The following is a 15384-nucleotide window of genomic DNA, read 5'->3' as shown; positions in this document are numbered from 1 at the left end:
ATGAATCGAGTTTGGAATGACAAGGTGACAGAAGCCGTGACGGACGTGATGACCGCCCATACGGTGATAGAAAGTCCTCTTCAACTATCGGTAGGCTCTGACTCCTTTTGTAAGACGCTGAGAGTTTGGCTACGCGCTTTTCCTACATTGGAGTACAAGGAAAGCCGCGTAATCACCCGTCAAAACAAAATTGTGATTGAGTGGACGGCGAAAGGAAAGCATTTAGGGGAATTCTTAGGTGTGTCGGCGACAGGGAAAGGTATAGTTTACCGGGGCAGATCACAACTGACGTTTGATAGAAATAGAGTTAGTCATTACGCTTCGGTCGTAGACTCCCAAAGCATACTTAGCCAACTGATGGGCGGTTATACCACTAGCTCAGAGCCTCTCAAGTTGAGAAGCGCTTCAGAGGATCTGTATGCGGTCATCCTACAGTTACTCTCCCCTTTCTTAACCCAGCGCCAGATAGAGTGCCTCTCACTATCGACACTGAGTTTATCGGTCAAAGAAGTGGCAGCAACATTGAACATCAAAGAGAGCTCCGTGCAGACACACCTCAAGCGGGCCTTCGAACTGCTGAACGTAAGTAATAAAAAAATGTTCATGGTGTATATCTGTGAGAACAACACAATTGAACTCTTAATCAGAATGGGGCTTTACCTAAAGCAAAGTATCTAACTCTCAACTCAAAAGTTAACTTTAGAATTAGAAAGTTAGAATGTTTAGAAAAAGAATTCATCAAAATAGAATTATATAAAGGCCGAGTCTGAATCTTCTACACCACGATTCCCAGCTTGGCGAGTTCTGCGCGGCATTGCTGTGCATCGATAAAGGGGATACCCGCCATGCCCAGCGCTTTCGCACCTTCTACGTTCGCAACCCTGTCATCCAAAAACACACAAGAGGCTGGATCGAGGTGGTAGTCATCCAACAAGCGTTGATAAATGGCAGGCTCGGGTTTTAAGTGCCCTACTTCGGCTGACACGATGGCACCATCAAACAGCGACCAAAACGCATAGCGCTGTTTTAAGAACGCCACAATTTCGCGCACATTATCGGTTAACGCATAAACACCGTATCCAGCCTGTTTGGCCGAGTGAAGTAACTCGACACTACCGTAAAGGCAAATTTGAGTCTGTTTAATATAATAAAACAGTGCCTCAAGCTGCGCAGGGCTTAGCGGCGTTTCTTTGGCAAAACGTTGCTTGGCTTGCGCTTCGGTGAGCGTACCACGGTTCAGCGCTTGCCAAGTGTCACTGGGGAAGATTTGATTGGCATACGCGTGGGCATCCACCGCGTCCCCTAAGGTTAGACGGATGATTTCTTCCGGTGACCAACGCACCATCACATTGCCAATATCAAAAATAATCGTCTGGTAGTTCACCATATCGCGTCCTTGTTCTTGTCACGAAGACTAGAGCCCTAACGCATACTTCAATACATGTTTTTTCACTGGGCCACTGTGTTCGGCCAGTTTGAACACCGCATTACGCGCCAGTTTTAAAGGCGTAATTCGATTGCTAAACGCGGCATAAAACACATCCATGCCGGTTTGCATCATCATGTTATCGGTGCGGCGTGCTTTCTCATAAGCTGCTAATGTTGCATTATCCTGCCAGTGTTCGCCTGCATCGGCACAGGCATCCAGCAGGGCCGTTACATCTTTAAAGCCTAGGTTCACCCCTTGCCCTGCGAGTGGGTTAATGGTGTGGGCAGCATCACCAATCACCACAACGCCATGACGATGGTACTGCTGCGCATGGCGTCGCGTCAGCGGGAATGCGCCCCAGTTGACAGGCGTCACCTCTCCAACTTCGGCGGGGAAATTCGCCACAATCTCTGCTTTTAACTGCGCCGCATCTAACTGACACAATTGCTGAATACGTTGAGGGCTGTCGTACCACACCAAGGAAGCTTGCTGGCCGCAAAGCGGCAAGAAGGAGCGCGGCCCAGAAGGGAAGAATTGTTGCCACGTGATATCTTGCTGCGGCGACGCGGTTTCGACATTGATCAGCATGCAATGTTGGCGATAGTCCCAACTGGTGATGCCAATCTTGGCGTAATCTCGTACTCGAGAATTCGCGCCATCCGCACCAATCAACCACGACGCTGTCAGTGTGTCGCCGTTGTCTAACTCAACATAATGTTGCTGCCCTTTTTGATGCATTGATGTAATCGACGCGGGCGAGAAAACGTGCAAGTTGTCATAGCGTGAGAATTGCTGCCAGAGTCCGAGTTGAATCAAACGATTTTCGACCATATATCCCAGTTGGGGTAAGTCGAGTTGTTCTGCGCTAAAGCAGACACGGCTGTCTTCCGCTTCCCACGTTTCAAGGCGGCGATATGGACACACACGCATGGCTTCAATGTCCGTCCATGCCCCTAAATCGGACAGTAGCGCCACCGACGCATGAGAGATAGCCGAAACACGAAGATCCATTGGCTGTGAGGACGAAAATGACTGGGGAACTTGGCGCTCAATCAATGCAACCTGACGCCCCTGACGCGCTAATCCCAACGCAGTGGCTGCACCCACCATGCCACCGCCAACAATAATGATTTCAAATGGGTTCATGACTATCTCTTTTTACCAGCAATGAGGGCATTCTACTGAAGGTTAACGAGAATTCGACCTAAATCAGATCAAATTGCGTCAATGTTCTTGGCAGTAACCACCATAAATGCGAGTCAGGTTGTGTCCTTTGTCAATGCCTTACCAAGATTGAAGGTTCTGAGGATCATTTCATCGGCCCTGTGATCTGGTCAGCGTTATTGGAAAGCAGTACAATACGCGGCTTGCCAAGCTGATTGACTGGTTAAAAACCACACAGCTTGAGGGGTAATGTCGACCATAAGATTAAAAACGAGCGTAAAGTTACATGGCTAAGAAACTGCTGATTAAAACCTGGGGTTGCCAAATGAATGAGTATGACTCATCCAAAATGGCAGATCTGCTCAATGCTTCCGGTGGTTACGAGCTGACCGAGCAACCAGAAGAAGCAGATGTTCTCCTCCTAAACACCTGCTCTATCCGTGAAAAAGCGCAAGAGAAGGTTTTCCACCAACTCGGGCGTTGGAAAACACTGAAAGACAAAAATCCAGATTTGGTGATCGGGGTTGGTGGCTGTGTAGCAACACAAGAAGGCGACCACATCCGTGAGCGCGCACCTTATGTGGATGTAATTTTTGGCCCGCAAACGCTGCACCGCCTTCCTGAGATGATCAAACAATCACGCTCAGATCATGCGCCCGTGATGGACATTACCTTCCCGGAAATCGAGAAATTCGATCGTCTTCCCGAGCCGCGTGCAGAAGGACCGACCGCTTTCGTTTCGATTATGGAAGGCTGCTCGAAATACTGTACCTTCTGCGTTGTGCCTTATACGCGCGGTGAAGAAGTGAGCCGTCCGCTCGACGATGTCCTGTTTGAGATTGCCCAACTGGCCGAGCAAGGTGTCCGTGAAGTGAACCTGCTGGGGCAAAACGTGAATGCCTATCGTGGTGAAATGCACGACGGTGAGATTTGTACCTTTGCCGAACTGCTGCGTTATGTGGCCGCGATCGATGGCATTGACCGTATTCGCTACACCACCAGCCATCCGGTTGAGTTTACTGACGATATCATCGAGGTGTATCGTGATACGCCAGAAGTGGTGAGTTTCCTCCACTTGCCGGTGCAAAGTGGTTCGGACCGTATTCTGACTATGATGAAGCGTCCGCACACCGCTATCGAATATAAGTCGAAAATTCGTAAGCTGCGTCAAGCGCGCCCTGATATTACCATCAGCTCTGACTTTATCGTCGGCTTCCCGGGTGAAACGGACCAAGACTTTGAAGCGACCATGAAGCTGATCACGGATATCGACTTCGATATGAGCTTTAGTTTTGTGTATTCACCACGCCCTGGGACGCCAGCCGCCGATATGCCTGACGACACCCCAGAGCAAGTGAAAAAAGAACGTCTGTACCGCCTGCAGCAACAAATTAACAGCCAAGCGATGCGTTACTCACGCCTGATGCTCAACACGGAGCAACGTATTCTGGTTGAAGGCCCATCTCGTAAGAATCTGATGGAGCTACGCGGCCGTACCGAAAACAACCGTGTCGTTAACTTTGAAGGCTCTGTCGATTTGATTGGCCAATTTGTTGACGTCAAAATTACTGAAGTGATGCCAAACTCGCTCCGCGGTGAGCTGGTTCGTACTGAAAAAGATATGGACCTGCGTGTCGCCGTCTCGCCAACCGAAATCATGGCGAAAACACGTAATGAAAACGAGCTTGGCGTTGGTGTATATACTCCTTAAGGAGTTCATCGATTCAAAGGCGCCGGGAAGCCGGCGCCTAAAGCGAGGATAACCTTGTCTAAAATTATCACTCTTGATCTTACTTTAGAGCCAGCCGATAACACCCGACTTGCCAATCTTTGTGGCCCGTTTGACGACAATATCAAACAATTAGAACGCCGCTTGGGTGTGGAAATTAATCACAGACACAATGCGTTTTCGATTGTTGGCAAGCCACATACCGCGAATGCCGCGGTAGATATTCTCAAGCATTTGTATGTTGATACTGCCCCAGTGCGTGGCAGCTACCCAGACATTGAGCCGGAAGCCATTCACTTGGCAATCAAAGAATCGGGCGTACTCGAGCAAACCACCGAATCAAGCATCCCATACGGTAAAGAGATTAATATCAAAACCAAAAAAGGGGTGATCAAACCGCGTACGCCAAACCAAGCGCAATATATTGCTAACATGGTTAGCCATGACATTACCTTTGGTATTGGTCCGGCGGGAACCGGTAAAACCTACTTGGCGGTCGCAGCGGCGGTTGATGCACTTGAGCGCCAAGAAATTCGCCGTATTTTGCTGACACGTCCTGCCGTAGAGGCCGGTGAAAAACTGGGCTTTTTGCCCGGCGATCTCAGCCAAAAAGTCGATCCTTACCTGCGCCCTTTGTACGATGCCTTGTTTGAAATGCTTGGCTTTGAGCGCGTTGAAAAGCTGATTGACCGTAACGTGATTGAAGTCGCGCCGCTGGCCTATATGCGTGGCCGTACCCTCAATGACGCTTTTATTATTCTCGATGAAAGCCAAAACACGACGGTGGAACAAATGAAAATGTTCCTGACTCGGATAGGCTTTAATTCGCGCGCTGTGATCACCGGTGATGTGACACAAGTGGATTTGCCACGCAACGCGAAATCAGGCTTACGTCATGCGATTGAAGTGCTTTCTGATGTCAAAGAAATCAGCTTCCACTTCTTTCAAGCTGACGACGTGGTTCGCCACCCCGTGGTGACACGTATTGTTCAAGCCTATGATAAATGGGAAGCGGAAGATGCGCGTGCACGCAAAGAAGCCGAAGCGCGTCGTCGTGAGGCACGCGAAGCACAAATGAATACTGAACACAGCCAATCGCAGGAACAATCATGAGTTATTACGTGGATGTTCAGCTGGCGTGTGATAATACTGACGGGTTGCCCAGTGATGATCAGCTCCAAGCTTGGTTTGAACACGCCGTACGCAACGCGCGTGAACAAGCGGAAGTCACGATTCGTCTGGTTGACGAAGGTGAGAGCCAGAGCTTGAATCGCGATTATCGTGGCAAAGATAAACCCACAAATGTGTTATCGTTTCCGTTCGATGCCCCTCCCGGTATCGACATTGATTTGCTCGGCGATCTGATCATTTGCCGCCAAGTGGTTGAGCGTGAAGCTGAACAACAAGGCAAGCGACTGATGGATCACTGGGCACACATGGTCGTGCATGGCAGCTTACACCTGCTTGGTTACGACCATATTGAGGATGATGAAGCCGAGCAAATGGAAGCCTTAGAGCGTGACATTTTAGCTACCATGGGGGTGCCAGATCCCTATGCGAACGACTTCATTGAGCGTTAACTAACTGAATGAATTTGAATGAACGACGATAATTCGCAAAACGCAGACGGTCCGAGTAGGAAGACCTTCTTCGAGCGGCTAGGACAGTTTTTCCAAGCTGATCCTAAAGACAGACAGGAACTGGTGGATGTGTTCCGCGATTCAGAGCAAAACGCCCTGATCGACCATGACACAAGAGACATGCTGGAAGGTGTAATGCAAATCTCCGACATGCGTGTTCGAGATATCATGATCCCCCGCTCGCAGATGGTAACCGTTGAACGATCGCAGTCTTTGGAAGCGATCATTAATATCATCATTGATGCCCAACACTCGCGTTATCCTGTGATCAGCGATGACAAAGACCATGTTGAAGGCATCTTACTTGCGAAAGATCTGCTGCGCTATTTGCGCCCAGATGCCGAAAACTTCGATATCGAGAAAGTGTTACGCCCTGCCGTGGTGGTACCCGAGAGTAAACGCGTTGACCGGTTACTCAAAGAGTTCCAAGAAGAACGCTACCACATGGCGATCGTGATCGATGAATTTGGCGGTGTATCGGGCGTGGTCACCATTGAAGATATCTTGGAAGAAATCGTTGGCGAAATCGAAGATGAGTACGACGAGGACGACGAACAAGAAATCCGTCAGCTAAGCCGCCATACCTTTGCGGTAAAAGCACTGACCACGTTAGAAGACTTTAATACACACTTCGGCAGTCAGTTCCAAGACGATGTGGTAGACACCATTGGCGGCTTGGTTATGACCAGCTTTGGCCATCTGCCCGATCGCGGCGAGGAAGTGGATATCGAACATTTCCACTTTAAGGTGACCTCGGCAGACAGCCGTCGTATCATTCAGCTACAAGTCACCATTCCTGACAGTAGCGAACCTCAAAGTGAAAGCGATTAATCACATTGTGCGTCAAATTGGGCAGCCCCTCGCGGCTGCCCTGCTTGGTGCCAGTGCCACCCTTGCCTTTGCCCCCTTCTCTTACTGGCTGCTAATGCCGGTATCGCTTTGGGGTCTATTCCTGTTGCTCCAATCCGCCTCTCCCCAAAAGGCCAGTTTGCTCGGCTTTTGCTGGGGGCTGGGTCAATTTGCCACCGGCGTCAGCTGGGTGTATGTCAGTATCGATCATTTTGGAGGTATGCCCGCCATAGCAGGCTTGTCCTTAATGGCGCTGCTGGTAATGTATCTTTCGTTGTATCCCGCGTTATTCGCCGGTGTGTTAGCGCGCTGCTCGGTACGCCATGCCGCGATTAAATGGCTAATTCTTGCGCCTAGCCTATGGCTGATGGCCGATGGGTTACGAGGCTGGGTCTTCACCGGTTTCCCGTGGCTGTGGCCCGGATACAGCCAAATTGATAGTCCTTTAGCTGGCGTGGCGCCAGTGCTCGGTGTGCAAGGCATCACTTGGCTGCTGGTGCTAATGGCAGGGTTGGCGACTTTAATCACGCCCAAATGGGGCGCTTGGCAAGGACGCAAGCAGTTAGCTGGTCTCGCGGCGATCGCTGGCTTATCCGCGTGTGCCTACGGACTTAACACCATCCAGTGGGTTGAAGCACATCCTGAGAAACAACAAACGGTTTCACTGATCCAAGGCAATATTCCCCAAGCGTTAAAGTGGCGTCCCGATCAACGCTGGCCAACCTTAATGAAGTACCTAGATCTCACCCGCCAACATTGGGATAGCGATGTGGTGATCTGGCCAGAAGCGGCCATTCCGGCATTAGAGCGTGACTTACCACGCTTTTTTGAGCAATTGGATACCGCCGCGAAAAATAACCACACCACGGTCATTACCGGCGTGTTAGACCAAAATGCGGCAGGGCAATATTTTAATAATGTGATTGCGGTTGGCGCTGATACGCCTAGCTATCAGTATCCTGCGCCGAAGCAATACAGCAAGCATCATTTGCTCCCGTTTGGTGAATTCGTTCCCTTTGAATCGTTACTGCGTCCGCTTGCGCCTTTATTTAATTTGCCCATGTCTTCGTTCTCACCGGGCGAGGCCATACAGCCTGCATTGCCGGCCAATGGCTTGGCCTACATTACGGCGCTTTGCTACGAAATTGCGTTTCCAGCGCAAATTCGCGCCAACTTGACGCCGGACAGTAACGCGATTATCACTTTATCGAATGATGCATGGTTTGGCCGCTCAATTGGCCCATTGCAGCATTTAGAAATTGCGCGGATGCGCGCGCGTGAGTTTGGCTTGCCGGTCATTCGTGCCACCAATAATGGTGTGACTGCGATTATGGATGCACGCGGCAATATTCAGCAATCCCTCCCGCAGTTTGAAACCGGTGTGCTTACCACCACTGTCACCAGCACTGTGGGTCTCACCCCCTATCGTCAATGGGGTAATACCCCGCTTTGGATTTGGGTGATGATAAGTGGGCTTATTGGCTGGCGATATCGCGGCCAGCCTTGTCATCGCACCCCACGGAAAATTTCCACACGCGCCTGACATTTGTCCGCCTAAACTGACGTACCGTGTTATGTGAAAGACTCACTTTGATGACGAAGAGGGATAAAAACATGTTACGTCGTTCTTATGTATGGTTGAGCATGGCGTTAGTGGCACTGACCGCCCTAGTGGGCTGTGCTACCCATTCTCAGCAGGATCAAATTAGCCAAGCAAACCTGGCACGCGATCAGTTTTATCAATATCCGCAAACCCAACCCTTTTTTGATAACGCCTATGGCTATGCCGTGTTTCCTTCAGTCGGTAAAGGCGGCTTTTGGGTGGGCGGCGCATACGGTAAGGGCGTGGTCTACCACCAAGGTCAGCCGGTCAGTGCAGCTGAGTTAAAGCAAGTGTCGGTCGGTCTTACTTTTGGCGGACAAGCCTTCAGCGAAATCGTCTTTTTTGAAGATCAAGCCGCGTATGACCGCTTTATGAAAGGACAAGTAGAGCTGGGCGCACAAGCCTCCGCGACTGCCTTAACCGAAGGCGCCTCTGCGCAAGCCGGCACCGCAGGCACCTCGGCGTCAGCCAGCAACCGTCAATCAAAAGCCTATTACGTTAATGGTCTGACTGTCTTTACCCATGCTAAGGGTGGCCTGATGGTCGAAGCGGCACTTGCAGGTCAGCAATTTAGCCCGGCCAACTGGTAGTCGCAGCGATGAACCATCTATCTTAAACGGAAAAGGCCAGCGTCATACGCTGGCCTTTCTATTCGTGTGTCGCATGCGGTTACGAAGACTGCCAAACAAACCACAGTGTCGTGTCATCCTCAGCCAAAACATCTCCTTCGAGTGTCGGCTCATTGTTGAGTCGAACGCCCTCGTCCGAGCTATCTAATGCTGAACCGGCTGGCTGCTGTGGTGACGTTTCCATCTTCTCACTACCCGCATAATCGAGACGTTCTTGCGGAGTCATAAGACGGATTTCGCGATTCGCGGTCAGCTCGTTAATTAGTGCTTGTTGTGACGCAGCTAAACGTACCGTAAATCGCAACGCATCTCCTTCGAGCTCCGCTAGGTGTGCGCTTTGTAGCGCATTTAATCCCGCTAATGTACGCTCTAGCTGGACATAATCATCACCACCTTGTACGCCTGCAATCGCCAACGTCACCGCTTGACTGTCATCATTTTGATCAAACACCACGGCAGTACGGGTCGCATAATAATCGGCAACCGCATTGATCATGGCCGCGCTGTCACCTTGCCCGCGCTGTTGATCGACTTGCAAGTCGCTCGCATCGGGGAAGAATTGCCAACGTATGCCCTGCGGGATCAGTTTGGCAATCACAATGCCGTCCGCTTGATAGCGCTGACTTGCGTCGCTAACCGGACCAATAAAGCCTCCCCAAAGATCACTGGCAGAGATAGCCATCAGATCATCAAAATCACCCACCGGCACCAATACGGGCAAACCACGCTTGGCAGCACTATCTCGCAAGGCGTCAACCAAAGCCACATCGCTTTGTTCCCACACAATCTCGCGTTCAGCACCACGATCGTCCACCAGCCATACTAAAACGGACGGACGCGGCGTACCCCATAAAGGCAACCCCGCATCACGCAGCAGCGCTTGCACTTGCTGGCTATCAAAGCCCACTTCAAGGGTCCGTACCGATTCATTGTTCTCCGTACGCGCCGTTTCACCATACCCTAACTGGGTGATTAAACCATCCACATCATTAAGACGATTCTGCACACTGGGATTATCGGCAATGTCACGTTGTCCCGAGACTTTGACCAACACATCCAGCAAGCCTTGTTGCTTAGCCGCTTGTTGCGATGTTTGAGCGCCGTTATCTAACGGTACGCTTGCATGGTACAAATTACTGGCAAAGGCACTGGGTAGCCACAGCATAGCCATCATGGCCATTACAAATCGGATCATAGTTTTTCCACATTGATTGATGGGATGTTGGGATCATAAGCGCTCTTGTCCTCTCTCAGCAATGCTCTTACCTAAAAAAGACCAGATTCCTAACCGCTGGCTCACATAGTCCTCTCAGCGCGCTGGGTCTCGCCACTAAAGTGCAATCCGTTACATTGGTTTTTTGCTACCGATCTCACATTGATAAATATGACAAGCATCACATCTTGGCTTTGTGCTAACATCTCGCGATTTTTTTTGGAGGTGAGACTATGATGCAAGTTTTACAAGGCGCACAGATGCTATTTGTTGCATTTGGCGCATTGGTATTGGTGCCATTATTAACCGGGCTTGACCCCAATGTGGCCCTCTTTGGTGCCGGTATTGGAACCCTGATTTTTCAACTTATCACCCGTCGCTCCGTCCCCATTTTCCTCGCCTCTTCTTTCGCTTTTATCGCTCCCATTCTTTACGGTGTTAACAACTTTGGTATTCCCGCTACCATGGGCGGTCTAATGGCGGCTGGGGTGGTTTACCTGATTATGGGCGGCATTATCCGTGTCAAAGGCGTCGACATTATTCACAAGTTGTTGCCACCTGTGGTGGTGGGTCCTGTCATTATGGTGATTGGTCTGGGGCTTGCGCCAACCGCGGTCAATATGGCGTTGGGGAAAAGCGGCGATGGCGGCACGCAAATTATCGCCGGTGATGTTGCGATTTGGATTTCGTTGCTATCGCTGCTGACCACCATAGTGATCAGTGTGTTTGCTAAAGGCTTCTTTAAGTTGGTGCCGATCTTGGCGGGTATCGTGGTGGGATATATCGCCAGCCTCATCATGGGTGTGGTCGATTTCAGCGCTGTGACTCAAGCAAGCTGGTTCGCCATGCCCGCCTTTACACTGCCTGAATTTAATATCAACGCTATCTTATTCATGATCCCCGTGGCGATCGCTCCCGCTGTTGAGCATGTGGGCGATATGCTGGCGATTTCGAATGTCACCCGCAAAGACTACCTGAAAAAACCCGGTCTTCACCGCACCATGGCAGGTGACGGTGCCGCGACCATTGCCGCGTCTTTGTTCGGTGCACCACCTAACACCACGTACAGCGAAGTCACCGGTGCCGTGATGCTCACCAAAGCGTTTAACCCAGTGATTATGACCTATGCTGCATTAACGGCGATTGTGTTGGCCTTTGTCGGTAAGCTGGGCGCGGTGTTACTGACCATTCCTTTGCCTGTCATGGGCGGGATCATGATCTTGTTATTCGGCTCTATCGCGACGGTGGGATTAAATACCCTGATCCGCAATCAAGTCGATCTACATGACTCTCGCAACCTCGCGATTGTCGGCGTGACCTTGGTCTTTGGTATTGGCGGCATGGCCTTTGGCATCGGCGATTTCAGCTTACAAGGCATTAGCCTGTGTGGTCTGGTCGCGATTGTGCTCAACCTTGTGTTGCCACGTAAAATGGGCGAAAACCATATTGTTGACAGTGCGCAGATGGAAGAAGGCTCGCACTAATCCCCGATCGAAAAAGGGCGCCGAAGCGCCCTTTTGGATTTTCCCACCTAAGGTGGTTGTGTTGATTAACCTTGCGCCGCACGCGCTTCAACAAGCTTAATCGCTTGCTCAATACGCGCGACCACACGGTCTTTACCAATCAGGTGCATGACCGCATCCACAGAAGGCGACTGACCACCACCGGTGACCGCAACACGCAATGGCATACCCACTTTGCCCATACCCACATCCAAATCGGTACAGGTATCGGCGATCACCGCTTTTAAGGCTTCCACGCTCCAGTCTTGCAGCGCTTCAATTTTGCCTTTCGCCACTTGTAATGGCTCTAGTGCCACCGGACGCAGGTGCTTTTTCGCCGCCGCTGGATCGATCTCATCAAAGTCTTGATAGAAGTAACGGCTTTGCTCCGCCAGCTCTACCAAGGTATGACAACGCTCGCCGACCAGCTGGATCACGTCGGTGATGGCCGGGCCTTGGCTAATGTCGATACCAGCTTGATCGAGGTGCCACTGCAGGTGCTGCGCGACCTCTTGCGGATCGGCATGCTTGATGTAGTGATTGTTCAACCACAGCAGTTTTTCAGTGTTAAACGCTGAGGCTGACTTGCTGATCGCTTCAAGGCTAAACAGTTCAATCATCTCATCGAGCGAGAAAATTTCTTGGTCACCATGTGACCAGCCCAAGCGCACCAAATAGTTCAGCAACGCATGAGGCAAGAAGCCCTGATCGCGATATTGCATAACGCTGACCGCACCGTGGCGCTTAGACAGTTTCGCACCGTCGTCACCAAGGATCATCGAGCAATGCGCAAACTCAGGAACCGGTGCGCCCAGCGCTTTGTAGATATTGATCTGACGTGGGGTGTTGTTGATGTGGTCTTCACCACGCACAACTTGGGTGATCCCCATATCCCAGTCATCCACAACCACACAGAAGTTGTAGGTTGGGCTGCCGTCGGTACGGCGGATAATCAGATCATCCAGTTCACTGTTCGCAATTTCAATACGGCCGCGGATCTTGTCGTCAAAGACAACCTTACCCTCTTTCGGGTTGCGGAAACGGATCACATGCGGGTCATCCGCCTTGGCGTTTTGATTCGCTTCAATCACTTTTGGATGATCAGCGTCGTAGCGTGGCTTAAGACCGTCTGCTTTTTGTTGCTCACGGATCTCATCGAGCAGCTCTTTCGGGGCATAGCATTTATAGGCTTTGTCTTCCGCCAAAAGTTGGTCAACAAGCTGGTTATATCGGTCAAAACGCTTGGTTTGATAATATGGACCTTCATCCCACGTTAAACCCAACCATTCCATCCCTTCTAAGATGGCGTCGATGGCCTCTTGGGTTGAACGCTCAAGATCAGTATCTTCAATACGCAATACAAATTGACCGCCTTGGCTGCGTGCTGCTAGCCAAGAATAGAGTGCTGTACGCGCACCGCCCACGTGCAAAAAGCCGGTTGGGCTGGGGGCAAAGCGGGTTTTGATAGTCATTAGGATCCCTATCCCAGTGGTGAGAATGATGAGTGACAGTTAGTTTACCAGTACAGGTAAATTCCACAATCGAGGCCACGGGATTCCCCCGAAGCCTCGCGGTATTTATTGGTTGATCAATGCCAGCATGCCGTCTTCATCTAACACGGTCACACCTAAATCTTGCGCTTTGGTCAGTTTCGAGCCAGCGGCTTCACCGGCAATCAAGATATCTGTTTTCGCCGATACGCTTCCGGTCACTTTAGCCCCTAACGCTTGCAGCGCGGCTTTTGCATCCGTGCGCGACATTTGCGACAAGGTACCAGTCAACACGATGGTTTTTCCCGCCAAAGGCTGTGCTTGCGCATCCGTTTGTTGGGCCACTTCCGACCAGTGGATCCCAGTTTCCAACAGTGCATCCAACACATCTTGGTTATGGGGCTCGGCAAAGAAGCGAACAATATGGCCCGCCACAATCGTCCCAACATCAGGGACAGCAATCAAGGCTTCTTCATCCGCGGCGCGCAGCGCGTCGAGGGTTTTAAAATGTGTGGCCAGATTTTGTGCCGTGGCTTCGCCAACCTCACGGATCCCCAACGCATAAATAAATCGAGGCAAGGTGGTCGCTTTGGCTTTTTCTAGCGCATCAATCAGATTTTGTGCTGATTTTGGCCCCATTCTATCCAAGGCAGTGACACGGCCCGCCGTGAGGCGAAACAGATCTGCGGGAGTATGGATCAGCTCTTTTTCAATCAGCTGCTCAACGATTTTATCACCGAGGCCATCAATATCCATCGCCTTACGCGAGGAGAAATGCTTGATGGCTTCTTTACGTTGCGCAAGGCAAATTAACCCGCCGGTACAACGCGCTACGGCCTCACCCTCAACACGAGTGACCGCAGAATCACAGACAGGACAGGCTGTTGGAAAAACAATCGGCTGCGCATGTTCAGGACGGCGGCTTTCTACCACACCGACCACTTGTGGGATCACATCCCCTGCGCGACGGATCACCACGGTATCTCCGATATGAACCCCTAAACGCTCAATTTCATCGCCATTGTGTAAGGTCGCATTGCTGACTGTCACGCCCCCGACAAAAACAGGTGCCAGTTTTGCGACCGGTGTGATGGCTCCTGTCCGTCCCACTTGGAACTCAACATCGTTGAGGGTGGTAATTTCTTCTTGAGCCGGGAATTTATAAGCAATCGCCCAGCGGGGAGCGCGCGCAACAAAGCCTAAGGTTTGCTGACTTTCAATGCTGTCGACTTTTATCACCACCCCGTCAATTTCATAGGGCAATGCATCACGCCGGGCTAAGATGTCTTGGTAGTAGCGTTTGACGCCAGCTAAATCCGTCACCTGTTTGACTTCAGGGCTAAGCGCTAGCCCCCACTGTTTAAGCTTTTGCAGGCGTTGGAACTGCCCTTCGCCAAACGGTGTCGACATAATGCCAACGGCATAGGCGTAAAAACTAAGCGGACGGCTGGCGGCAACTTTAGGGTCCAGTTGACGCAGACTACCAGCGGCAGCATTGCGCGGGTTGGCAAAGGTTTTATCCCCTCGCTTGAGGGCCGCTTCATTCAGTGCTTCAAAGCCCGCTTTAGGCATAAAGACTTCACCGCGCACCTCAAGGCGCGTCGGCCAATCTCCCGCCTGCAACGTCAACGGGACGTTACGAATCGTTTTCACATTGTGGGTGATGTTTTCACCTGTGGTGCCATCGCCTCGGGTCGCAGCTTGGACCAAGACACCATTTTCGTAAATCAAGCTAACCGCTAAGCCATCAAGTTTTGGCTCACAGGTATAGGTGACCGGCTCACCATTACCGAGTCTGTCTTTAACACGGCGTTCAAAGTCAGCCAGATCGTCATCACTGAAGGCATTGCCCAAAGATAACATCGCCAACTCGTGGGTCACTGTCTCAAATGCGCTAAGCGGTGCGCCACCCACACGTTGACTCGGCGAATCAGCCGTCACCCATTCAGGATGCTCAGCTTCAATGGCCAGCAACGTTTGCATTAAACGATCGTACTCCGCATCCGGCAGCTCAGGGCTGTCTTCGACATAGTAACGATAGGCATGGTAGTTAAGCTGATGCTTCAACGCATCCAGTTGTTCTTTGCTGTAAGCCATGATTGATCTGTTGTGACTGATTGAGTGACAGGCAAGTAT

General features: G+C 51.0%; 13 protein-coding genes. 8 read left to right on the top strand and 5 right to left on the bottom strand.

The features are described 5' to 3' along the window. Positions 1 to 678, top strand: coding sequence for an ester cyclase (locus tag BZJ17_RS09305; protein WP_077640526.1), 678 nt, complete (start codon positions 1 to 3; stop codon positions 676 to 678). A gap of 97 nt (positions 679 to 775) precedes the next feature. On the opposite strand, the gene BZJ17_RS09300 is transcribed toward BZJ17_RS09305, so the two are convergent. Together BZJ17_RS09300 and BZJ17_RS09295 are read right to left on the bottom strand one after the other, a co-directional pair. Then, positions 776 to 1387, bottom strand: coding sequence for an HAD family phosphatase (locus tag BZJ17_RS09300; RefSeq protein WP_077640525.1), 612 nt, complete (start codon positions 1385 to 1387; stop codon positions 776 to 778). 27 nt (positions 1388 to 1414) lie between these two features. Beyond that, positions 1415 to 2575 carry a 2-octaprenyl-3-methyl-6-methoxy-1,4-benzoquinol hydroxylase gene (locus BZJ17_RS09295; protein WP_077640524.1) on the bottom strand — a complete coding sequence of 387 codons (1161 nt, stop codon included), beginning with the start codon at positions 2573 to 2575 and terminating at the stop codon, positions 1415 to 1417. Positions 2576 to 2879: 304 nt separating this feature from the next. Here BZJ17_RS09295 and miaB point away from each other — a divergent pair, with 304 nt between their 5' ends. The 6 genes from miaB (at position 2880) to BZJ17_RS09265 (ending at position 9004) form a co-directional block, all read left to right on the top strand. Continuing rightward, positions 2880 to 4304: a tRNA (N6-isopentenyl adenosine(37)-C2)-methylthiotransferase MiaB gene (gene miaB / locus BZJ17_RS09290; protein ID WP_069587386.1), complete on the top strand. Its 1425-nt coding sequence runs from the start codon at positions 2880 to 2882 to the stop codon at positions 4302 to 4304. A 54-nt stretch (positions 4305 to 4358) separates the two neighbouring features. Then, positions 4359 to 5435 (top strand): PhoH family protein, encoded by a 1077-nt coding sequence (locus BZJ17_RS09285; protein WP_069587387.1) that lies wholly within the window; start codon positions 4359 to 4361, stop codon positions 5433 to 5435. Further along, positions 5432 to 5902, top strand: a complete 471-nt coding sequence (gene ybeY / locus BZJ17_RS09280) for an rRNA maturation RNase YbeY (protein ID WP_069587388.1) — start codon at positions 5432 to 5434, stop codon at positions 5900 to 5902. The genes BZJ17_RS09285 and ybeY overlap by 4 nt, the downstream gene beginning before the upstream one ends. Positions 5903 to 5920: 18 nt before the next feature. Then, entirely contained in the window at positions 5921 to 6793 is an 873-nt protein-coding gene (corC, locus tag BZJ17_RS09275; protein ID WP_069587389.1) for a CNNM family magnesium/cobalt transport protein CorC, read from the top strand. Next, positions 6789 to 8354, top strand: a complete 1566-nt coding sequence (gene lnt, locus BZJ17_RS09270; protein ID WP_077640551.1) for an apolipoprotein N-acyltransferase — start codon at positions 6789 to 6791, stop codon at positions 8352 to 8354. The genes corC and lnt overlap by 5 nt, the downstream gene beginning before the upstream one ends. A gap of 101 nt (positions 8355 to 8455) precedes the next feature. Beyond that, positions 8456 to 9004, top strand: a complete 549-nt coding sequence (locus BZJ17_RS09265; protein ID WP_198534136.1) for a lipid-binding SYLF domain-containing protein — start codon at positions 8456 to 8458, stop codon at positions 9002 to 9004. Between the two features lie 79 nt (positions 9005 to 9083). Here BZJ17_RS09265 and BZJ17_RS09260 read toward each other — a convergent pair whose 3' ends face one another. Beyond that, positions 9084 to 10238, bottom strand: coding sequence for a DUF2066 domain-containing protein (locus BZJ17_RS09260; protein ID WP_077640522.1), 1155 nt, complete (start codon positions 10236 to 10238; stop codon positions 9084 to 9086). Between the two features lie 251 nt (positions 10239 to 10489). Here BZJ17_RS09260 and BZJ17_RS09255 point away from each other — a divergent pair, with 251 nt between their 5' ends. Then, the gene (locus BZJ17_RS09255) at positions 10490 to 11740 is read left to right on the top strand and encodes a uracil-xanthine permease family protein (RefSeq protein ID WP_077455602.1); all 1251 of its coding nucleotides are present in this window, start codon (positions 10490 to 10492) and stop codon (positions 11738 to 11740) included. A gap of 65 nt (positions 11741 to 11805) precedes the next feature. On the opposite strand, the gene gltX is transcribed toward BZJ17_RS09255, so the two are convergent. Both gltX and ligA read right to left on the bottom strand, forming a co-directional pair. Beyond that, positions 11806 to 13230 carry a glutamate--tRNA ligase gene (gene gltX / locus BZJ17_RS09250; protein WP_077640521.1) on the bottom strand — a complete coding sequence of 475 codons (1425 nt, stop codon included), beginning with the start codon at positions 13228 to 13230 and terminating at the stop codon, positions 11806 to 11808. A 105-nt stretch (positions 13231 to 13335) separates the two neighbouring features. Then, a complete protein-coding gene (gene ligA, locus BZJ17_RS09245; protein ID WP_077640520.1) occupies positions 13336 to 15345 on the bottom strand; it encodes an NAD-dependent DNA ligase LigA in 2010 nt (669 codons plus the stop codon). Positions 15346 to 15384 lie beyond the last annotated feature (39 nt).

Source organism: Salinivibrio sp. IB574 (genome assembly GCF_001996205.1).
Taxonomy (GTDB): Bacteria; Pseudomonadota; Gammaproteobacteria; order Enterobacterales; family Vibrionaceae; genus Salinivibrio; species Salinivibrio proteolyticus.
This window is presented reverse-complemented; position numbering and strand designations above follow the sequence as displayed.